General features: G+C 74.4%; 17 protein-coding genes. 9 read left to right on the top strand and 8 right to left on the bottom strand.

What is annotated here, in order from left to right:
- Positions 1-35: 35 nt before the first annotated feature.
- A complete protein-coding gene (locus Q1K26_RS24225; protein WP_300017517.1) occupies positions 36-1,037 on the top strand; it encodes an ABC transporter substrate-binding protein in 1,002 nt (333 codons plus the stop codon).
- A gap of 62 nt (positions 1,038-1,099) precedes the next feature.
- On the opposite strand, the gene Q1K26_RS24220 is transcribed toward Q1K26_RS24225, so the two are convergent.
- Genes Q1K26_RS24220 through sbcD form a run of 3 tightly spaced genes read right to left on the bottom strand, consistent with a single transcriptional unit; the run spans position 1,100 to position 6,514 of the window.
- Positions 1,100-2,062 carry a hypothetical protein gene (locus tag Q1K26_RS24220; protein WP_300017516.1) on the bottom strand — a complete coding sequence of 321 codons (963 nt, stop codon included), beginning with the start codon at positions 2,060-2,062 and terminating at the stop codon, positions 1,100-1,102.
- A 10-nt stretch (positions 2,063-2,072) separates the two neighbouring features.
- Positions 2,073-5,360 (bottom strand): SMC family ATPase, encoded by a 3,288-nt coding sequence (locus Q1K26_RS24215; protein ID WP_300017513.1) that lies wholly within the window; start codon positions 5,358-5,360, stop codon positions 2,073-2,075.
- A complete protein-coding gene (sbcD, locus tag Q1K26_RS24210; protein ID WP_300017510.1) occupies positions 5,360-6,514 on the bottom strand; it encodes an exonuclease subunit SbcD in 1,155 nt (384 codons plus the stop codon). The genes Q1K26_RS24215 and sbcD overlap by 1 nt, the downstream gene beginning before the upstream one ends.
- A 108-nt stretch (positions 6,515-6,622) precedes the next feature.
- Here sbcD and Q1K26_RS24205 point away from each other — a divergent pair, with 108 nt between their 5' ends.
- The 4 genes from Q1K26_RS24205 (at position 6,623) to Q1K26_RS24190 (ending at position 9,869) form a co-directional block, all read left to right on the top strand.
- The gene (locus Q1K26_RS24205; protein WP_300017508.1) at positions 6,623-8,203 is read left to right on the top strand and encodes a choice-of-anchor I family protein; all 1,581 of its coding nucleotides are present in this window, start codon (positions 6,623-6,625) and stop codon (positions 8,201-8,203) included.
- Positions 8,204-8,328: 125 nt separating this feature from the next.
- Complete coding sequence (locus Q1K26_RS24200; protein ID WP_300017505.1) at positions 8,329-9,099, top strand: VOC family protein; 771 nt, start codon at positions 8,329-8,331, stop codon at positions 9,097-9,099.
- A 123-nt stretch (positions 9,100-9,222) separates the two neighbouring features.
- Positions 9,223-9,459: an AbrB/MazE/SpoVT family DNA-binding domain-containing protein gene (locus Q1K26_RS24195; RefSeq protein WP_300017502.1), complete on the top strand. Its 237-nt coding sequence runs from the start codon at positions 9,223-9,225 to the stop codon at positions 9,457-9,459.
- On the top strand, positions 9,456-9,869 hold the full coding sequence (locus Q1K26_RS24190; protein WP_300017499.1) for a type II toxin-antitoxin system VapC family toxin: 414 nt from the start codon (positions 9,456-9,458) through the stop codon (positions 9,867-9,869). Before Q1K26_RS24195 ends, Q1K26_RS24190 begins: the two co-directional genes overlap by 4 nt.
- Positions 9,870-9,875: 6 nt before the next feature.
- Here the strand turns inward: Q1K26_RS24190 and Q1K26_RS24185 are convergent, their stop codons facing one another.
- The 3 genes from Q1K26_RS24185 to Q1K26_RS24175 all read right to left on the bottom strand — a co-directional run bounded on the left by Q1K26_RS24185 (position 9,876) and on the right by Q1K26_RS24175 (position 12,916).
- A complete protein-coding gene (locus Q1K26_RS24185; protein WP_300017496.1) occupies positions 9,876-11,609 on the bottom strand; it encodes an ATP-binding protein in 1,734 nt (577 codons plus the stop codon).
- Between the two features lie 93 nt (positions 11,610-11,702).
- Positions 11,703-12,155, bottom strand: coding sequence for a cupin domain-containing protein (locus Q1K26_RS24180; protein ID WP_300017492.1), 453 nt, complete (start codon positions 12,153-12,155; stop codon positions 11,703-11,705).
- A complete protein-coding gene (locus Q1K26_RS24175; RefSeq protein ID WP_300017489.1) occupies positions 12,149-12,916 on the bottom strand; it encodes an SDR family oxidoreductase in 768 nt (255 codons plus the stop codon). Before Q1K26_RS24175 ends, Q1K26_RS24180 begins: the two co-directional genes overlap by 7 nt.
- A 94-nt stretch (positions 12,917-13,010) precedes the next feature.
- On the opposite strand from Q1K26_RS24175, the gene Q1K26_RS24170 reads away from it, so the two are divergent.
- On the top strand, positions 13,011-13,640 hold the full coding sequence (locus tag Q1K26_RS24170; protein ID WP_300017487.1) for a hypothetical protein: 630 nt from the start codon (positions 13,011-13,013) through the stop codon (positions 13,638-13,640).
- On the opposite strand, the gene Q1K26_RS24165 is transcribed toward Q1K26_RS24170, so the two are convergent.
- Both Q1K26_RS24165 and Q1K26_RS24160 read right to left on the bottom strand, forming a co-directional pair.
- The gene (locus Q1K26_RS24165) at positions 13,623-15,119 is read right to left on the bottom strand and encodes a hypothetical protein (protein WP_300017484.1); all 1,497 of its coding nucleotides are present in this window, start codon (positions 15,117-15,119) and stop codon (positions 13,623-13,625) included. The genes Q1K26_RS24170 and Q1K26_RS24165 overlap by 18 nt on opposite strands.
- Before the next feature lie 59 nt (positions 15,120-15,178).
- A complete protein-coding gene (locus Q1K26_RS24160; protein WP_300017481.1) occupies positions 15,179-16,090 on the bottom strand; it encodes a DUF368 domain-containing protein in 912 nt (303 codons plus the stop codon).
- Positions 16,091-16,489: 399 nt separating this feature from the next.
- On the opposite strand from Q1K26_RS24160, the gene Q1K26_RS24155 reads away from it, so the two are divergent.
- The 3 genes from Q1K26_RS24155 to Q1K26_RS24145 all read left to right on the top strand — a co-directional run.
- Entirely contained in the window at positions 16,490-16,807 is a 318-nt protein-coding gene (locus Q1K26_RS24155) for a nucleotide pyrophosphohydrolase (RefSeq protein WP_300017478.1), read from the top strand.
- A 91-nt stretch (positions 16,808-16,898) separates the two neighbouring features.
- A complete protein-coding gene (locus Q1K26_RS24150; protein WP_300017476.1) occupies positions 16,899-18,794 on the top strand; it encodes a DNA/RNA helicase domain-containing protein in 1,896 nt (631 codons plus the stop codon).
- Between the two features lie 765 nt (positions 18,795-19,559).
- Positions 19,560-20,327 (top strand): DUF222 domain-containing protein (locus tag Q1K26_RS24145; protein WP_300017473.1); only part of this gene is annotated, 768 nt, incomplete at its 3' end.

Genomic DNA, 20,327 nt, shown 5'->3' with positions numbered 1-20,327 from the left:
TTGGTGAGGCACACCTGATTTAGGGTTCCCTCATCATGACGACCATGCTGCTCGACCCCGTCTCGGCCGCGACCCGTCGCCAACTGCTCGTGGGCACCGGCCTGCTCGCCACACTCGCCGCCTGCGGCGCCGCGCCGCCGCCCGCGCCTCCGGCGGCGCAGACCGGCACCGCCGAGGGCGACTTCGGGCCGGTCGAGCTGCCGACCGATCCGCAGCGGGTCGTCGCGGGCTACGACACCGACACCGATGTCGCGCTGGTGCTCGGCCTCACCCTCGTCGGCGCGCCGGGTGCCCGCGGATCGGCCACGCTGCCGTTCCCGGAATACCAGCCGGCCGACCGCCTGACCGACGTGGAGCGGATAGCCACATTCCTGCCCGAGCCGAACTTCGAGGCGATCGCCGCGCTCGCTCCCGACGCGATCCTCGACGGCGCGTTCGGCGTCCAGGAGCGCTACGACACCCTCCGCTCCATCGCCCCAACGCTGTCCTACAGCACCGCCAACTACACGAACTGGCGCGACGGGCTCCTGCTCGCCGGGCAGGCCTTCGGCCGCGTGACGCAGGCCACCGATTTCATCGCCGCCTACGAGGAGCGGGCCGCCGAGCTGCGCGCCCGCGTGGAGCAGCGCTTCCCGAACCGGAGCGCCGCGGTGTTCTACTCCGAGGAGGCTGGCGGCTTGGTCGCCGACACCTCGGCCAACCAGACGCTCGCCGCGATGGTGGACTGCGGTTTCGTGCTCGACCCCGCGATCGTGTCCTCCGACGACGTCGGCAAGTCCTTCTCCCAGGAGAACTTCGGCGACCTCGCCGCGCTGGACGTCATCGTGCTCAGCATCGACATCAACTTCGAGGCGGGCGAGACGACCATCGAGCGCACCACCCGCATCTACGACGCGGCGAAGGCGTCCCCGCTGTGGGCCGGCCTGCCCGCCGTGGCGGCCGGCCGAGTGTTCGACGCGCCGGCCGAGATCGGCTTCCCCTCGCCGCTCACGGCGACGGCGTCGCTGGACTTCGTGGAGAACACGCTCCTGGCGTAGCCCATGGCCGGGCTCCGGCCCGTGCTGCCGCCGTCCTGGGGCGCGCCGGCGCACCGGTCGGCTCAGGCCGCGGCGCGGCGCAGGGCGCGGTAGAGCAGCGCGGGCTCCCCCAGCCGCCGGCGCAGGGCGCGTTCCAGCCCGGCGATCGGGTAGAGGTTCTGCGGGGCGCGGGAGTCCTTGTAGGCGCTGGAGGCGTAGCGCGCCAGCGTGGCCTGGCTGGTGTCGGCCAGCGCCACCGCCTGCTCCGCCGGCAGGTCGCCGCCGCACTCGACGCGCGCGATCCCGGCCCACGGCGCGCCCGGCGGACAGGGCAGCCGCAGGTACCAGGTGTGGCGGTGCAGCGCCCGGTCGGACTCGGGGCGTTCGAGCCGGAACACCGGGGTGCGCTGCCCGGCCCGGAGCGCGGCCACGATGCCACCGACCTCGGCCGGCAGGTAGGTGGTGGCGTGGGTCTTGATCAGCCCGAGCGCGCGCGGCGGGTGCCGCCTGCCCAGCGGCCCGTCCACGACGAGCAGGTCGTCGTCGGTGCCGTGCTCCTCGCGCGAGCGGGTGGCGACCGCCAGCTCGGTCTCCTGCATCCGCACCTGCACGGTGACGCTGAGCGCCCGGCCCGGGTCCTCCCCCGGCCGGCCGGGCTCGACGCGGGTGCACTCGTAGGTACCGGCGGAGGTGGCGATGTCGACCCCGGACGCCGCGCTGGTGACCAGGCTGCGCCGCACGTCCGCGTGCACGAGGTGCGCACCGCCCTCGGGACAGCAGCAGACGACCCCGGCCGCGTAGGAGGCGCACAGCGCGGGCGAGGCCGTGCCGTCCGGCTCGTCGACCCACAGCTGGGCGTCGGTGCGGCGGACCCCGTCGACGAACAGCACCGCCGACGGCGCGACGACCCCGGGCGTCGGGTCGACCGGCGCCCACCGCGGCACCGGCATCTCGACCCCGAGCACCGGCTCCACCCGCGACGGCTCCAGATCGGACCCCAGGCTGGTGCCGTAGGAGGGATCCCACGGGTCGACGGTGAACCTCATGACGGGAACCTCACAGGTCCTCCCGCTCCACCGTCGACGTGGCCTGGTCGCGGCTCACCCGGAACCGCACCGGCACCCGCTCGGCCAGCGCAGGCACGTGGGTGACGACCCCGACCATCCGGTCGCCGCGGGCCGCCAGGTTCTCCAGCGTGCCGGCCACGGTGTCCAGGTTGGCCTCGTCGAGGGTGCCGAAACCCTCGTCCAGGAAGATCGACTCCAGGCGGGCGGCGCCCCGCGCGGCCAGGCCGGCCATCTGTGCCGAGAGCGCCAGCGCCAGCGCCAGGCTGGCCTGGAACGTCTCGCCGCCGGACAGTGTCTTGACCGGGCGCTGCGCGTCGGCGTCGGCGTGGTCGATCACCAGGAACTCGCCGCCGGCGTGGGTGAGCGCGAACTGCCCGCCGGAGAGCTCGGCGAGGCTCGTGGAGGCGTCGGCGACCAGCGCGTCCAGCGCCGAGGCCACCAGCCAGCGCGGGAACCCGTCGGAGCGCAGCAGCCCGCCCAGCATCTTCGCCACCTGCGCCGCCTCCTGCGCGGCGTCGCGGTCGGCGGTGATCCGGGCCGCGGCGGCCCGGCGTTCGGCGATCCGCTCCTGCGCACCGCGGGCCCGCTCCAGGGCCGCGGCGACCGCGGCGCCCGGGGTCGCGGTGCCGGGGACCTCGTGGGCGGCGAGATCGGCGTCGAGCCGCTGCCGGGCGGCGTCGCGGTCGGCACGGGCGGAGCGGGCGGCCGCCTCCGCGGTGGCGAACTGCGTGCGCCGCCGTCCGGCCTCCGCCCGTGCCCAGCCCTCCAGCTCCGTCCAGGCCGCGCGCAGGTCGTCGCCCGCGACGGCGGGGGCACCGAGCGGAACGAGCGGGTCGCGGGCGGCGCGCAGCGCGTCCCAGGCCGCGGTGACCTCGCGGCCGACCTCCGCCGCGGCCTGCTCCGCCGCGCGCAGCGCCGTGCGGGCGCCGCGCAGCGCGGCGTCGGCGGTGCGGGCCTCCGACTCGCGCTCGGCCAGCCCGTCCAGCTCCCGGGCGGCCTCGGCGTCGGAGGGCGCGCCCTCGAGGGCGGCCCGCAGCTCGCCGAGCCGCGCGTCGAGAGCCGCGACGGCCCCCGCCGCCTCCTGCTCGGCGCGCGCGGCGGCGGTCTCGTCGTGCCGGCGTTCGGTGGCGGTGCGGTCGGCGGCCCGCAGCGTGTCCTCGGCGGCCGCGAGCGCGGCGTCGGCCGTGGCCACCGCCGCCTGCGCCTGCGGCGACGCGTCCTCCCGCTCCGCGGCCTGCTGCCCGGCCCACCCGACGAGCGCGGTCCAGCCCGCGAGGACGTCGTCGCCGGTGACGGCGGGCGCCCCCAGCGCCACCAGCGGATCGCGGGCCGCACGGAGTGCGGCGGCCGCACCCGCGAGTTCGCCGCGCACCGCCTCCACCTCCCCCGCGGCGGTCTCGCGCTCGCGCCGCGCGGCGCGCAGGGCGGCGTCGGCGTCCTGGGCGGCACCGGCCAGCCGGTCGAGCCCGGCCAGTGCGCCGTCGACGTCCGCGGGCGCCGCGGCCAGGGACTCGCGCAGCCGGGCGACCTGCTCGTCGGACCGGTCGAGGTCCGCGGTGGCCCGGGCGAGGGCCGTGGCCGCCGCGGTCTCGGCGCGGCGGGCGGTGTCGTGGACGGCCGACGCCTCGGCGAGGGCCGCGTCGGCACCGGTGAGGTCCCCGGCCGGGAGCGGATCGGGCAGCGTGGCCACGGCCTGCGCGCACACCGGGCACTCCCGCCCCACCGCGAGCTCGGGTCGCAACGCTGCGGCGAGGTCGGCGGCCACGGCGGCCGCGCGGGTGGCCTCGGCGTGCTCGAGCGCGTGCCGGGCCCGCGCGGTCCGGGCCACGGCGTCGTCGGCCGCGCGCTGCGCCGCGTCGCGGGCCTGCACCGCGCCCGCCCGCTCGCGCTCGGCCGCCGCCAGCTCGCCCCGCTCCCGGCGCGCCCGCTCCAGCGGTGCGCGCTCCGGCGCGGCGGCCAGCGAGTCGCGGGCCCTGACGTCGGCGGACTCCGCCGCGACCAGCGCCGCGGCGGCACGGTCGAGCACGCCGGCGGCGGCCGTGCGACGGCGGTCGAGCGCGTCGAGCCCGGCCGGGACGGCGAGCGCGCGCAGGCCGTCACGCTCGGCGTCGAGCGCGCGGACCGCGTCCCGGGCGGCCTCCGCGGCCGCCCGCGCCGTGTCCCGTGCCGTACGCGCGGTGTCCAGGGCGGCGCGCGCGTCGTCGGCGTCCCGGACGGCGGTGCGCAGGAAGGTGCGGGCCTTCTCGTGGCGCTCGCGCAGGCCGGGCTGCTCGGCGGTGAGCGCGGCGAGCTCGGCGTGGTCGCGACGGGCCTGCTCCAGCGGGCCGCGGGCCGGTGCAGCGGCCAGCTGCTCGCGCGCGGCCGTGTCGGCGGCCTCGGCGGTGGCGGCGCGTTCGGCGACCGCCGCGACCGCCGCGGCGGCCGCGGCCCGGCGGGCGTCGAGCCCCTCCACCCCGTCGGGGGCGACCAGCGCGGCGAGCCGGGTGCCCTCGGCCCGGATCCGCGCGGCGTCGACCTCCGCCGCCTCGGCCGCGGCCGCCGCCGCCGCGATCTCCGGCTCGAGCACCTCGACCCGGGTGGCCAGCGCCACCAGTGCCGCCGCGCGGTCTGCCGCCGCCCGCTCGGCCTCGGGCGTGGCGTCGGCGTACTGGGCCAGCTGCTCGGTCAGGACGTCGGCGCGCTGGCGCTGCGCCGCCGACTCGGTGTTGGCCTCGCGCGCGATCCGGTCGTACACGCCCAGGCCCAGGATGCGCACCAGCTTCTCCTGGCGCTTGCGCGGCTCGGTGTGCAGGAACTCGGCGAAGTCGCCCTGCGGCAGCACGACGCACGTGGTGAAGTCGCCGAACGGCAGCCCGAGCAGCGCCTCGACCGCCGCGCTGACCCCGCCCGCCCCGTCGGCCAGCGGTTCGGTGTCCTCCCCCACCTCGCCCAGACCTGCCGGGTCGCTCAGCTTCTCCAGCCGGGCCGAGCGCACCGACACCCCGCCCGACGCCGCCCGCCGCAGCTCGCGCGCCACGACGTACCGCGCGCCTCCGACGTCGAACAGCAGCCGCACGGTGCCCCGCCCCGCCGTGGGGGCCAGCGCCAGCGCGACCGTGCGCTGGTTGTCCCACCGCGGCACCGACCCGTAGAGCGCGAACGTGATCGCGTCGATCACCGTGGACTTGCCCGAACCCGTGGGCCCGACCAGCGCGAAGTAGTCGGCACCCGTGAAGTCGACGACGGTGGGCTCCCGATAGGAGGCGAAGCCTGCCATCTCCAGGCGGACCGGACGCATCAGCCGGTGACCCGGTCGTGCAGCCGCGCGAACAGCTGCTCCACCCGCGGATCGGCCACCCCCCGCGTGCCCAGGTACTCCGCGAACAGCTCGGACGGTGCCCGGCCCGTGCCCTCCCCGGCCGGCCGGGACGCGGGCGTGGCGGCGGCGAACTCCGGATCGATCCGCACCTCCAGCGCGTTCGGCAGCAACGCCGTCACCTCCTCCCGTAGCCCGGCCCGGGCGGGCTCGCGCACCCACACCCGCAGGAACTCGTCGCCCACACTGGCAGCGAGCACCGACAGTTCCGCGACGGTGCCGCGCAGCGTCCGCAGCCTTCTCCCGGACGTCACGGGAACGTCGGTGATGCTCGCGGGGGAGCCCGGAGAGGCCTGCACCAGGCACACGACCGGTGTGTTCTCCTGCTCGCCGAAGTCGATCGCGAGCGGCGCACCGGAGTAGTGGACCGGGCACGGCGCCTCCATCCGCTGCCTGCGGTGCAGGTGCCCGAGCGCCACGTAGTGCGCCTCGATCGGGAAGATGCTCGCGGGCACCGCGTACTCGAAGATCGACTGCGCGGCGCGCTCCCCACCCCCGAACGTCCCGTTGAGCACGGTCAGGTGGGCCATGACGAGGTTGACGCCGTCCTCGGTGAAGCCCGCGGTCAGCGCGGAGAGGATGTCGCGCAGCTGCTGGTCGTAGGCGCTGGTGTGCTCCGCGGGCGTCTGCGCGACCAGTTCCGCGGCCCGCACCGCGTAGCGCTGGGACAGGAACGGCAGCACCGCCACCGTCACCGGCTCGCCGGTCGAGCGCGCCGCGAAGCGGACGACGCCACCGCGCTCGGCCGTGCGCACCGTGCCGACCAGCGTGATCCCGGCCGCCTCGGCCAGCGGCCGGTAGGCGTCGACGGCGCCGGGGTGGTCGTGGTTGCCGGCGATGGCGATCACCTGGGCGCCGGTGCTCGCCAGGCCCATCAACGTGCGGATCACGAGCTTCTGCGCCTCGGCCGACGGCGCGGCCGAGTCGTACAGATCGCCCGCCACGAGCACCGCGTCGACCTGGTGTTCCCGTGCGATCCCGACGATCTCGCGCAGCACCCGCTCCTGCTCCTCGAGCCGCGAGTGACCCTTGAGCGTCTTGCCGACGTGCCAGTCGGCGGTGTGCAGGAAGCGCATGAGACGGCCATCGTAGGCGGCCCGGAGATCCGGTCATGGCCCGGCGTTCACCCGTCGTTCGTCTCGCTCTGCGACCGTGCGCTGCCCGATTCACCCGGAAGGTGACAGATGACACTGCGCCCCCTCGCGCTGGCTGCCGGACTGGCCCTCGCGCTCCCCCTCGTCGTCCTCCCGACCGCCGCCGCAGGCCCCCCTGCCGACCGGGGCCGACCCGGACTCCAGATCACCGAGCTGGGCCGCTACACCGCCCCGAACGCCGAGTTCGACGCGGGCGGTGCCGAGATCGTCGCCCACGATCCGGGCACGCAGCGGCTGTTCGTCGTCAACGGCTCGGAGACGACCCTCGACGTCATCGACATCGCCGACCCCGCGGCCCCGACCCTGGTCGAGCAGGTCGACCTGTCGGAGTTCGGGACCGGCCTGACCGGCGTGGGCTCGGCCCGCGGCCTGGTCGGCGTCGCCACCGGCCCGGACGACGCCCAGTCCGCGCGCGGCACCGCGGTCTTCCTCGACGCGAGGAGCCTGCAGGTCCGCGGCACCGCCGAGGTCGGCTTCCTGCCCGACGCGCTGCTGTTCTCCCCCGACGGGCGCACCGCCGTCGTCGCCAACGAGGGCGAGCCCAGCGCCGACTACTCGGTCGACCCCGAGGGCTCGGTCAGCCTGATCGACGTGCGCGACTTCTCCGTGCGCGAGGTGGGCTTCGGCTCGGTGACCGAGGTGGACGACTCGACGCGGATCTTCGGCCCGGGCGCGAGCATCGCCCAGGACGTCGAGCCCGAGAACATCGCGTTCTCCCACGACTCCCGAACCGCGTGGGTGAGCCTGCAGGAGAACAACGCGCTGGCCGTGATCGACCTGCGCAAGGGCACCCTGACCGACGTCGTGGGTCTGGGCTTCATCGACCGCAACGACGAGCGCAACGCGTTCGACGCCAGCAACGACGACGGAGAGATCACCATCCGGAACTGGGACGTGCTGGGCATCCCGATGCCCGACTCGGTCTCCACGGTCCGGTCCAGGGGCCAGACGTTCGTGCTGACCGCCAACGAGGGTGACGCCCGCGACTACGAGACGTTCAGCGAGGAGGAGCGGGTCGCCGACGTGGCCCTGTGCGCGCAGGAGTACCCCGACGCCGCGGAGCTGCAGCTCGACGAGAACCTGGGCCGGCTCAACATCACCACCGTCAACGGGTTCGACGAGGCCCGCGGCTGCTTCGCGCAGCTGCACGCGTTCGGCGGCCGCTCGTTCTCCGCCTACACCGCCGGCGGCGAGCCCGTCTACGACTCCGGGAGCGACTTCGAGCGGATCACCGCCGAGGTGCTGGGGCGCAACGGGTTCAACGCCAACAACGACGAGTCCGGCCCGGACGCGTTCGACTCGCGCAGCGACGACAAGGGGCCCGAGCCCGAGGGCATGGACGTGGGTACCTGGAAGGGCCGCACCTACGCGTTCGTCGGGCTGGAACGGGTCGGCGGGTTCATGACCTACGACGTCACCGACCCGCGCAAGCCCGTCTTCGTCGCCTACACCAACGGGCGCGACTTCGGCGCCGCCACGGCCGAGGAGTCGATCGACCTCGGCCCGGAGGGCGTGCTGTTCGTCGAGGCGAAGGACAGCCCCACGAAGCGGCCGCTGGTGGTGCTCTCGCACGAGGTGAGCGCCAGCACGACGATCTACGGCCTGGGCTGACCGATGGTCCGTCCGGCGGCCCCGGCCGCCGGGCGGACCGGCGGGACCCGAACGGATGGCGAATTCCGTCGGGGGTCGGTGGGAGGCTGCGCGCCGTCCCACTTCCTCGCAGCTCGGAGCATCCCATGCCCACTCGCAGCACCCCCTGGCCTGCCGGCACGCCCTGCTGGGTCGACCTCGCGGTTCCCGAGGTCGCCGCGGCCACCGCCTTCTACGGGCCCGTGCTCGGCTGGTCGTTCGTCGACACCGGCGAGCAGTTCGGCCACTACACCATCGCCCAGGTCGACGGGAAGGCCGCCGCCGCCATCGGCCCGACCCAGGGACCCGAGCAGCCCTCGGTGTGGACGGTGTACCTGGCCAGCGACGACGCCGATGCCACCGCCAAGCTCGTCGCCGAGAACGGCGGCACGATGCTGTTCGACCCGATGGACATCCCCGGCAACGGGCGCATGGCGGTCGCGCTCGACGCGTCCGGCGCCGCGTTCGGCATCTGGCAGCAGACCGGCATGATCGGCGCCGAGATCTACAACGCGCCCGGCTCCCTGATCTGGGAGGACGCCCGCCTCACCGACCCCGAGGCCGGCCAGCAGTTCTACGCCGCCGTGTTCGGCCACACGTTCGGGGCCGTCCCCGGCGCCCCGGACGACTACGTCACCTTCGCCGTCGACGGGGAGGTCGCAGGCGGCATGGGCGGCATGATGGGCGCCCCCGAGGGCACCCCGAGCCACTGGGTCCCCTACTTCATGGTCGCCGACGTCGACGCGGCGCTCGCGGCCTGCGCCACGGGTGGTGGCACGGTGCTGATGGAGGCGACCGACACCCCGTTCGGCCGCATGGGCATCGTCACCGACCCGTTCGGCGCCACCTTCTGCCTGCACGGGGGGATGCCGAGCTGACCGGTCGCCCGTCGCACACCTTCCGGCTCCTCGCACACGGTGCACGCTCTGCGGCAAACCACGCGGTGTGCGACGAGCGCGTGGTCGGCAGGCGACTGGGAGATCGCTGGTAGCGTTGTCCCTGTGGAGGCCACTGTGGATGCCGTCGGGCGGATCGTCGTGCCGAAGCCGCTGCGGGACGCCCTCGGGCTGACCGCGGGCTCGACCGTCGACATCTCCCGCTACGGAGCGGGGCTGCAGCTGGTGCCGACCGGCCGCACAGCCCGGTTGGTGGAGGAGGACGGTGTGCTGGTCGCGACCGGCGACACGACCATCGACGACGACGACGTGTTCGGACTGATCGACTCGGGCAGGCGGTGACGCCGCCGATCGCTCTCGACACGAGCGTGGCCGTTCCGTTGGTGGTCCAGACGCACGGTGCGCACGACACCGTCGTGCGATGGTGGGGTGGCCGGGAGGTCTCGCTGAGCGGGCACGCCGCACTCGAGACGTACTCGGTGCTCACCCGCCTGCCCGGCGATCTGCGGCTCGCCCCGGCCGATGCGGCCCGCCTGCTCGACGAGCGGTTCGCATCGACGCTGGTGCTCGGACCGGAGACGTCCCGACGGCTGCCGCAGGCGTTGAGCGCACTCGGCGTCGCGGGTGGTGCCGCGTACGACGCGCTCGTGGCACTGGCCGCCGTCGAGCACGGGGCGGCGCTCGCCACGCGGGACGGCCGCGCGAAGCTCACCTACGAGGCGGTCGGGGTGCGGGTCGTCGTCGTGGCGTGAGACCGGTCAGAACGGCGCGTCGTCGTCCTCGTCGGGGGAGGCGGGCAGGCGGGCGAACGGGTCGCGGGGGCCCGCGGGCGCGCTGCCGTTCGGCGACGCCCCGGCCGGGGGTCCCGCGCTCTCCGACAGCCGGGTCGCCCAGGCCGGGAACGGGAACTCCACGGCCAGCGGCACCGGGATCTCGGGCTGGGACACGAACATCGTGCCCGGCTTGGCGATCACCGCACGGGAGCGCTGCGACGGCGGCAGGAAGCCGTACTCGGGGCGGCCGGCCTCGGCCGGGTCGAGCCTGCCGACCACCTTGACCGAGGAGTTGGAGACGATCCGGCGTTCCACCTCCGAGGCCGTCTGCTGCGCGCCGATGAGGATGATGCCCAGCGAGCGGCCGCGCTCGGCGATGTCGAGCAGCACCTCCTTGATGGGGCTGCTCCCCTCGCGCGGCGCGTACTTGTTCAGCTCGTCGATCATGGTGAACAGCAGCCCGGCCGTCCCGGCCTGTTCCTTGCGGGCGGTCTCCGCGGCCAGCACCACGCCCACCACGAACCGCTGCGCGCGCTCCGGGAGGTTGTGCAGGTCGACGACCGTCACCTGGTGGTTCTCGGTGCTCACCCGCCGCCCGGGTGCGTCGGCGAGATCGCCGCGGACGATCGTGCGCAGCGGCTTGAGCGAGGATCGCAGCCGCCGCAGGAACGCGTTGATCGTGCCGGTGCCGGTGACCGGGCCGGCCCAGTCGCGGCGGCTGTCCTCGTCGCCGAGCCGGTCGGTGACGAACTCGACGAGCGCGTCGTAGCTGCGCAGGGTCCGCCCCTCGATGGTGACGGCGCCGTCGGCGGCCGGGGACGCGGCGAACCGCAGCCGGGCGGCCACCTGGTGGATCACCGTCGTGTACTGGTTGCGCTCGTCCTCGGCGTCGGCGAACACGTACGGGAGGAGTTCCTGGGCGCAGAACTCGGCCAGCGTCCACCAGAACGCCGACACCCCGCTGGTGCGCCCGGTGACGTGCGGGCGCCCGGACGGGTCGTCGGGGGTGGGCGGGGCGAAGAAGCCCGCCGACGAGAACGGCGCGGCGGGCAGCCCCAGCCGCGCGTAGGCCGCCCGCCGGTCGTCGTCGAGCTTGAGGTTGGCGTGGTCGAGGAACAGCAGGTCCTCGCCCTTGACGCTGAACACCAGCGCCTTCGCGTTCACCGACCGCCGCCCCAGCACCCCGCTACGGAAGATCGAGTACAGCAGGAACAGCGCGAAACTGGTCTTCGTCGCCACCCCGGAGATGCCGCTGATCGACACGTGCCCGCCGCGGGTGCCGTCGAGGAACTCCAGGTTGAGGTAGATGGGCTCGCCGTCGCGGCCAAGCCCCACGGGCACCTTGAGGTCCATCTGGTCGAAGTACAGCGCCTGCGCGCGCTCCTCGCCGGTGGCGCGGCGCACCGCCGCACCGGGCAGCGGCGGCACGTAGCACTCGGGGTCGACGCGGGTGGTCATGATCTCGGCGATCTCCTGCACCTGCGCGGGCAGCACCCCGTCGGCGATGAGGAAGACGTCGGAGCCGAACGTGGCGCCCTCGTGGCGTGCCCGGACCTCGGTGACGATGCCGGAGGTGGCGACCGGCCCGAAGCCGGGCACCGTGCGCACCGTGACCACCACGTCGTCGAGCTGCAGGTACTGCTCGGGTGCGAGTGCCGCGGAGAACTGCAGGGGCGTGGAGTCCTCGGTGCCGACGACGAGCCCGACCGGAGTCTCCACCCGAGGGAGGCTAGGCCAGCACGCCCGACACCGGACGAGTGGGACTCCCGTCCGACAGGTTCGTACGAAGGTCCCACTCGTCCGGCCGGTGGGTCACGGGGGGCGGGTGAGCTCCCGGATCCTCGGGGCGGCCGCGGGGTAGCGCGCGGCCAGGTCGGCGGGGTCGCCCAGGCGGAAGCGCGACCACGCGAACGGCGGCGCCGTCGTCGTCCCGACCAGCGTCCACTCCCCCGCCGACGACGAGCCCTGCCACGTGCCGGCCCCGACGACGTGCTGCGGCCGCTGCCCCGCGGCGATGTCCGTGCCCAGCACCGGCTCCTCGATCCCGCCGCCGGGGTGCAGCAGCAGCATCCGCAGCGGCGCGCCCGCGTACCAGTGGTAGGTCTCGGTGGCGCTCAGCGCGTGCAGCGCGGAGAACTCCGGTGCGACGAGCAGGAAGTAGATCGCCGACGAGTGCGCGTCGAGGTGGGTGCGGCGGAACAGGCCGCCCTCCTGCGGCAGCGGCTCCAGCCCGAGCGTGCGGGCCAGCTCCCGCGGGTTCACCACGGCGGCGCCACCCCCATGCCGCCGTCGACGACCAGATCGTGCCCGGTGATCCGGCGCGCCATCGGGGAGGCGAGGAACACGCAGGCGTCCCCGACCTCGGCCGCCGAGACCAGCTCGCCCAGCGGCGAGGTGGCCCGCCACCGCGCGACGCCCGACGGCCACTCGGCGTCCAGCCCGGCCCGGGCCACCAGACCCGGCGAGACGGAGTTGACCCGGATCCCGCGGGGCCCGAACTCCAGCGCGGCGCTGCGCGCGAGCATGATCACCCCGGCCTTGGAAGCCGCGTAGTGGGCGTGCGCCGGGGCCGGGCGGCCGCCCTCGATCGAGGCGATCACCGTGATCGAGCCGCCCGTCATGGCGGCGGCCGCAGCCCGGACGGTCGCGAAGGTACCCGTCAGGTTGGTGTCGACGACGCCGCGCCAGTCCGCGACGGAGGTCCCGGCGATCTCGGCGACCGGCTGGACGCCCGCGGCGGCGACCACCGCGTCGAGGCGCCCGAACCCGCCCACCGCGGCGGCCACGAGCGCGGCGCAGCCCTCCGGCCCGGTGACGTCGGCGCGCACCGCCGCCGCCCGACCGCCGTCGCCGAGGATCTGCGCGACCACGGCGTCCGCCCGACCGGCGCTGCTGCGGTAGCCGACGACGACCGCGGCCCCCGCGGCGGCGAACCGCAGTGCGATCCCCGACCCGATCCCGCCGCCGGCCCCGGTGACGAGAGCGACGGTGCCGGTGAGGTCGGGCAGGTCCGGATCGCGACGCACACCGACCAGTCTCCCCTCCACCGGCGCCGGACCGTGTCGCCACCCGCCCCGGACCTCTTCCCCCGACACCGCCGTCCCCCACTAGGGTCGGGGCATGACCGCCACCAGCGACGAGGCGTGGGAACACGACATCATCCGGGGCCTCACGGCACTCACCGGCGACGAGCTACCGGCATGCGAGATCGTGCTGCTGGACGCGATCGTCGACTGGCTGTTCTCGCCGTCCAACCCCGGCAGCGGCTACGGCGAGGAGCACGCGGGCCAGCTGGTGTCACGGCTGTTCGCCGCGATCGACGCGTCCCGCCGGTTCGCGCCCGCCCAGCGACCCGACGTCACCGACGAGATCGCCGCGGCGCGTGCGCGCGTCGTCGACGGCGCACACGAGCTGGCGAAGCAGGGATCGCCCGGGGTGAACCTGCTGGTCTCCCGGCTCATGCCCGCCGTGCTCGCCGAGCTGGAGAACAACGCGGAGGAGCGCGGGAAGCAGGCGCGCGGCGTGTTCGTCTACCTGCTCTACGCCACCTCGATCGGCACCCGCGACACCCACGACCAGGCCGTGCTGGACGGGATCTCCGCGGTGGCCACCGGCTGGGACGGCGTCCTGCGCGGCGGGTACGTCCTCCCGTGGCGCGGGGTGGCGCCCGAGGACCGCCCCGGTGGCCCGGGCTCCCCGGAAGGGCAGGGCTCCCCGGGCGGGCAGGGCCCCTCAGAAGGGCAGGGCTGACCCGAACAGACCCGCCACCTCGTCGGCCCAGCCCAGCACGTCCAGGCCGGACCCGATGTTGCCCGGCGGGTGGGTGAGCAGCGTGTCGCGGCGGACCAGCCGTGCCATGTCGACGGTGACGGGCCCGGGCCGCGGTGTGCCGTCGGGGAGGCGGAACTCGACGCCCGCCACCTCCATGACGCGGATGATCTCCTGGGCTAGCAGCCCGTAGCCGACGGTGGTGGGGTGCGTGCCGTCGAGGGAGAACAGGCCGCCGGTGGCGCGGGCCCCGTCGTCGTCGGTGGTGAGGAAGCGGACGTCGGGCACCGGGTCCAGGGCGGCCAGCTCGGGCGGCAACACGTAGCGGGTCCAGCCGGCGGGGCGCGCGCGGTCGTCGGAGTAGCGCCGGACCGCGAGGCGGTCGAGCATCGTCGCGACGTCGCAGACGTACCAGTCGCGGCCGGCGGTCCGCGCGTCGGCGACGGTGCCCACGATCGCCGCGTTGTAGGCGTCCACGGCGTCGTCGATCGCCTGCGCCTGGGCCCCGGTGACGGACCGGTGGCGGCGCACGTCGAACTCGTCGTCACCGATCCAGGGCCGGGTGTAGTGCGGGAAGTACCTCGACCCGGGCGGCTTGTCCCCCACGCCGCGCGTGATCGGCGGGATCGTCACCTGCGGGATCGTGCACCAGATGACGTGCCGCGCGGCGATCCGCCGCACCTGCTGCTCGACCAGCGCGAGCTCGGCGGAGAAGTGCTCGGGCCGCCAGACGGTGAACCGGCCCTTCGTGTCGAGGGAGTCGTAGCCGTCCTCGCTCCACACGACGTCCAGGCCGGTCATCGCGCCGAGCGCGTTGTTGGCGCCGAGGAACACCACGAGCGTCTCGATCCCGCCCTGCCGTCCCAGCTGCCTGGCCGCGTCGAAGACGGTGCGGCGCCGGTCGGCCGCGGTGGCGTTGGGCAGCACCCGCAGCGCGGCCCGCGAGGCGTTGTCGGAGACGAGCTGGTCGACCAGGTCGTCGGTCGGCGGGCGGATCTCCGACAGGGCGCGGGCGGCGGTGCGGTCCAGCGCGTCGCGCAGGTCCCAGCCGTAGACGGCGAGCACGTGCATCGCCTCGCGCACGGTCGGCACGCGCGAGCCCGGACCGCGCTCCCAGTGGTCCTCGATCTCGTCCATCACCGACCGCAGCCGGAACAGCGCGCCCGGCACCTCCCACCAGTCGAACCCGAGGCCGTAGCGCTCCTCCAGGTCCCGCAGCACGTACTCGATGTTGAGCGGCAGCCCGCCGACGCCCGGGTAGCGCGGATGTCGCAGGCCCGACCAGCCCAGCTCGTGGGCGACGATCGCCGACCACGACAGGTCGGTGTCGAACACCGCGCCGCTGGCGAAGCCGTGGGTCAGCGAGTCGCCGATGCTGACCAGGCGGTGCGCGGCGGCGGCGCCGTCCGGGGCGTCGACCGGGATGCCCAGCGTGGGATCGGTGACGGGCTCGTGCGGCATGACACCAGTCGATCAACGATGGCCGTGCACGTCAGCCGCCACACGGGCGACGCCGCCGGTCATCCGTGCTGGCGGGCGTGCGCTCCGGTCGAGGGCTGCATCCGGACCTGGACCGCGACGAGCACGCCGACCAGCACCGCCCCCACCAGCGCGACACCGAGCATCGCGGGCCAGCCGGCGTCCGGGACGAGCAGCCCGCGGTCCTCGGTCTGCCACGGCCACAGCGCCCGCAGCGCCCCGATCAGGATCCCGGTCATCAGCGCGAGCACGGTGCGCCGGTGATGGACCAGCAGCCATTCGAGTCCCTTGACGAAGAACGCGAGCCCCAGTACCGCGCCGAGCAGGAACGTGCCGACGTAGGCGAGGTCGCGGTCGTCGACGGCACGCAGGGTCGGCTCGTAGAGGCCCATCGCGAGCAGCAGGAACGACCCGGACAGTCCGGGCAGGACCAGCGCGCAGACCGCCAGCGCCGCCGCGGGGGCGACGATCCACAGCGGGGGCTCGGCGAAGTCACCCGGCGGCAGCCCGGTGACCAGGGCCGTCCCGGCCGCCCCGACGACGACCAGCCCCCACTCCCGGGCCCCGCGCAGCCCGCCGAGGTCCAGCACCGGCACGGCGACCGAGGCGGCAACCATGCCGAAGAACAGCGCGTTCGTGGCGACCGGGTGCGCCTCGATCAGCGGCGGCAGGAACCGGGCGGCCACCAGCACGGCAGCGACCATGCCGAGGAGCACGGCCAGCACGAGCGGCCACTCCACGCGGACGAACTCCGCGCGCGCCCGGGCCCAGCCGCGCCCGCGGGGGACGTCGACGCTCGCCCGGGCCGACGAGACCAGGTGCGACGCCGCGGCGATCAGGCGCTCGTAGACCCCGACGACGAGCGCGACGGTGCCGCCGCTGACCCCGGGCACCACCTCGACCGAACCGATCGCGACGCCGCGCAGGACATTGGAGAACCGGAAGGACGACACGTGTGGCGAATCTACCGACACATCGGCTTCCCCCGGGACCCGGTCCACACCGCCCGCCGTGGGTTCCCGCGAGCGACGAGACCCAGCCGTCCCGCTCGCGCAGCACCGAGCACTCGCCCGGCTCCGGACGCGACTGCCCGACGGCGCCCCGGGATGGTGGGCGATCGTGCCTGTCCGGCGTGCAGCTGGCGAGGCGCCAACCTCACCTGTCGCCCGTCCGTCCCTGGGCGACGCCGTCGACGGCCTCGGTTAGGGCACAGGCGGATCCCCGACATGGGCGACCTTTCGGCCCGACACGGGAGGGTGCCCTAGGGTGACCGTCCTCGAACCGACCGAGGTTGACGTGGTGGACGAGGCGGAGCATTGGCCAGATCTGCCACCCACAGGCACGCCGAACCCGTGACCGGCGTCGACGACCTGGCGGGACGGCTGCGCACCTTCGCCGCCGCCCGCGACTGGGAACGCCACCACACCCCGAAGAACCTGCTGCTCGCGCTGAGCGGCGAGGTCGGCGAGCTGTGCGCGGAACTGCAGTGGCTCCCTACCGACGCCGCGTCCGAGAACTGGGGTCCGGAACTGCGCCAGCGTGTCACCGACGAGGTCGCCGACGTCCTGATCTACCTCGTCCGCTTCGCCGACGTCTGCGGCATCGACCCGGTCGCCGCCGCCGAGCAGAAGATCGAGCACAACGAGTCGCGCTTCCCACCACTGCCCTAGAGTCCCTCTCGCGGCCCGACGGGCACCGAACGCGAGTTCGTTGCTGCCCCCACCCGCACGCCGATGACGCGTGCCTCGTGGGGGAATCCGAGTGGCTCTGGTCCGTGATGACGCCCGCTCGCTGCTGGGCAAGGCCGAGGCGAAGGAGCTGCACGAACTGCTCGCACAGCAGGCCCGTGTCCGCTTCGACGCCGCCACCGGCGTCGGCGAGGTCCGATCCTGGGAGAACAGCCTGCCCCCGTTCCTGGCCGACGTGGTCGACGCCGGATTGGGGCACGTCGAGGTGCTTCTGGAGCATCGTCTGCCCTATACCCCGAAGAGGGTCGACGCGCTGCTGTGCGGCGTGCACCCGACCACCGGCCGACCGTCCTACGTGCTGGTGGAGCTCAAGCAGTGGACCACCGCCGAGTCCGCGGGCGACGACCTGGTCCGCGTCCCCCAGTACGGCGACAAGCCCGTCCTGCACCCGGCCGAACAGGTCCGCCGCTACTGCCGACAGCTCGTCGACTTCACGCCGATGCTCGCCCGGGAGGCGGACGGGGTGTACGGGATCGCGTACCTGCACAACGCAGGCGCCGATGGTTGGCGGCTGCGGCGCTACACGCTCGACGAGTACGGACGGCTCTACACCCGCGACGAGCGCCAGGCCCTGATCGACCTGCTCCGCTCCCTGCTCAGCACCGATGAGCGGACCCGCCCGGGCGCCCGCCGGGCCGCCGACGAGCTGCTCGCCGCCCCGACCACCCCGTCCAAGCAGTTGCTGCAGCACGCCGCTGCGGAGGTGAAGAACCGCGAGCAGTTCGTGCTGCTCGACGAGCAGCAGGTGGCGTACTCCACGGTGAAGCAGGCCGTCGAGCTGGCCAGGGACGAGAACACCAAGACCGTTGTGATCGTGCTCGGTGGACCGGGATCGGGAAAGAGCGTGGTGGCACTGAGCCTGCTCGGCGACCTGTTCCGTGACCGGCGACGGGTCATGCACGCGACCGGGTCCAGCTCGTTCACCAGCACCCTGCGCAAGATCGTGATCGGTTCCCGGAGCACGCGAGTCCAACAGATGTTCGTCTACTTCAACAGCTTCATCGGCGAGCAGAAGAACTCGCTCGACATGGTGATCTGCGACGAGGCACACCGCATCCGCGAGACCAGCGTCAACCGCTTCACCCGCGCAGCGACACGCGCGGCCGCGAAGCCACAGGTGCAGGAGCTGATCGACATCGCGCGCGTGCCGGTGTTCCTGCTCGACGAGCACCAGGTCGTGCGCCCCGGCGAGATGGGCACCGAGGCCGAGATCACCGCCGCCGCGACGGCCGCCGGCTGCGGCGTGCGCGTCGTACGACTGGAAGGGCAGTACCGGTGCGGCGGCTCCGAGTTCTACGAGGAGTGGGTGCTGCGGCTGCTCGGCCTCGTCGAGCTGCCCCCGATCGCCTGGTCGGCCCTCACCGAAGGCGCGCAGGACAGCTACCGCGTGGCGGCCCTGCCCACACCCCGCGCACTGGAGTCCTGGCTGCTCGCCCAGAACCCGGGCGGCGACGACACCGCACGGATCGCGGCAGGCTACTGCTGGCCGTGGAGCGACCCGGTCCGCGACGAGAACGGCAAGCGCCTCGTCGACGACGTGGTGATCGGCGACTGGCGGCGCCCGTGGAACGCGAAGGACAAGGGCTCGGTCCCGGGCGCCCCGGCGTCGCACTTCTGGGCGAGCGATCCGCGGGGGTTCGGCCAGGTCGGGTGCATCTACACGGCCCAGGGCTTCGAGTACGACTGGTCCGGGGTGATCATCGGGGACGACTTCGTGCGCCGCGGGGACCGTTGGGTGGCGCGGCGGGACCGGTCCCACGACGGGCAGGTGAGGCGGGCGACCGAGGAGGAGTTCCCCGCGCTGGTCCGCAACACCTACAAGGTGCTGCTGACCCGGGGGATGAAGGCGACCGCGGTGTACTCGACCGACCCCGAGACGCAGGAGTTCCTAGAACGAATGGCACGCTAGGTCACCGAGCCAGCACAACAGGTGATCGCCGTGGAGGCACCGGTGGGGAACGACGTCGCTCTCGGCCGTGACGTAGGCCGAGTTGGCCGAACGTGTGCAGGACGAGATCGACCGGGTACAGGTCCAGCAAGCAGCACGACCGACGCCGGTTGGTCACGCTGATCGAGGGGTTGCGCCCGACCGACGATGCCGATGTGCACGACGTGCTCACCGGGCGCAGGTGATGGGTGTCCGGGACCGGCAGCATCGACACGCTGGTTCCGCGTGACGGTCGCATGGGGGCCAAACGGCTGCGGCAGGACCAGCCTTGCCGCGGCGACTACGGGATACCTCGGCGGTGCTGCACGGCCCCCGTGCCCTCGCCCATGTTCCGGCAGTCCTGATGCAGGACTGGGGACAGGTGGCGACGGAGGTCACCGGGTGGTGCGGCGAACCGCACCGGCTTCGCCAGAACGTGACAGCTCCGCCGAGATCGGCGAGCCGGGCCGCGGTGCCGCCCTGAGCGAGCCGATGCGACAGGGCCTCGGCGAACTTGATCCCCCCTCCAGCGCCCGGTCGTCTACCCCGGCAACAGATGCGGAGCGCGGTGGCGGCGTCAGCGCGGTCGTCCGCCCACGTCCACCACCGCGGGTCGGGACCGGCGATCACGGCGCCGTCCGGGTGTGCCGCCGACAGCTCGGTCCACGTCGATCGCACCGCGGGAAAGGCCGTCTGAACTGCCGGTCTCCACTAGTTATCGAACTTGCGTTCGAGTATCATGAAGAGGTGCCGGACAGCCCGCTCACCCTCGCGCACCGCCTCCTCACCGAGGCGGTCGACGCGCTGGCCGCCGCGACCGGACCGGGCGCGGGCGACGCCGAGCTGATCTCCGCACTCACCCTCGCCGAGGGCGCCGCGCGCCGGCTCGACCAGGTCGTCGTCGGCGCGCTGGCCGACCTGGAACGCCGCGGTACGTTCGCCGAACGCGGTTACCGCTCCACCGCCGGTGCCCTCGGTGATCTGTTGGGCTGGGAACGCACCGACGCGAAGCGCCGACTCACCGCGGCCGAGCAGGTCCGGCCCCGCATCGGCCTCGACGGCGCCGCTCTGCCGCCCCGCCTGCCCGCCACCGCCCAGGCGTTCGACACCGGCGCGGCGAGCCTGCGCCACGTCGAGGCCGTCGCCCGCGTCCTGGGCAGCGACGCCGCCGGCCGTCTCACCCCGCAGGTGTGGGCTGGCGCCGAGACCCAGCTCGCTACCTGGATCCCCGACTGCACACCGGGCGAGCTTCAGGTCCGCGGCACCCGGCTCGTCGACGCCCTCGACGCCGACGGCCCCGAACCCGACGACCGGCCCCGCCCGACGGTCAACGAGCTGCACCTGCACCGCAACCCCGACGGCACCGGCGGGCGGCTCGCCGGCCGCTACGACGACGCCGCGATGTTCGACGCCATCGCCACCCTGATCGACGCAGGCGCCAGGCCGCGCACCGCCGACGACGACCGCACCCCCGCCACCCGCCAGGCCGAAGCCCTCGCCGACGCCTGCGGGTTC

The sequence above is a fragment of the Pseudonocardia sp. genome (assembly GCF_029263155.1).
Classification (GTDB): Bacteria; Actinomycetota; Actinomycetes; order Mycobacteriales; family Pseudonocardiaceae; genus Pseudonocardia.
Note: the sequence above shows the minus strand (reverse complement) of the source record. Positions and strands in the feature narration are given on the sequence as shown.

What these genes read in the sequence shown, in the direction of transcription:
- Q1K26_RS24225 (WP_300017517.1), top strand. Translation starts at nt 36, where the DNA reads ATGACGACCATGCTGCTCGACCCCGTCTCGGCCGCGACCCGTCGCCAA.
- Q1K26_RS24220 (WP_300017516.1), bottom strand. Translation starts at nt 2,062, where the DNA reads ATGAGGTTCACCGTCGACCCGTGGGATCCCTCCTACGGCACCAGCCTG.
- Q1K26_RS24215 (WP_300017513.1), bottom strand. Translation starts at nt 5,360, where the DNA reads ATGCGTCCGGTCCGCCTGGAGATGGCAGGCTTCGCCTCCTATCGGGAG.
- sbcD (WP_300017510.1), bottom strand. Translation starts at nt 6,514, where the DNA reads ATGCGCTTCCTGCACACCGCCGACTGGCACGTCGGCAAGACGCTCAAG.
- Q1K26_RS24205 (WP_300017508.1), top strand. Translation starts at nt 6,623, where the DNA reads ATGACACTGCGCCCCCTCGCGCTGGCTGCCGGACTGGCCCTCGCGCTC.
- Q1K26_RS24200 (WP_300017505.1), top strand. Translation starts at nt 8,329, where the DNA reads ATGCCCACTCGCAGCACCCCCTGGCCTGCCGGCACGCCCTGCTGGGTC.
- Q1K26_RS24170 (WP_300017487.1), top strand. Translation starts at nt 13,011, where the DNA reads ATGACCGCCACCAGCGACGAGGCGTGGGAACACGACATCATCCGGGGC.
- Q1K26_RS24165 (WP_300017484.1), bottom strand. Translation starts at nt 15,119, where the DNA reads ATGCCGCACGAGCCCGTCACCGATCCCACGCTGGGCATCCCGGTCGAC.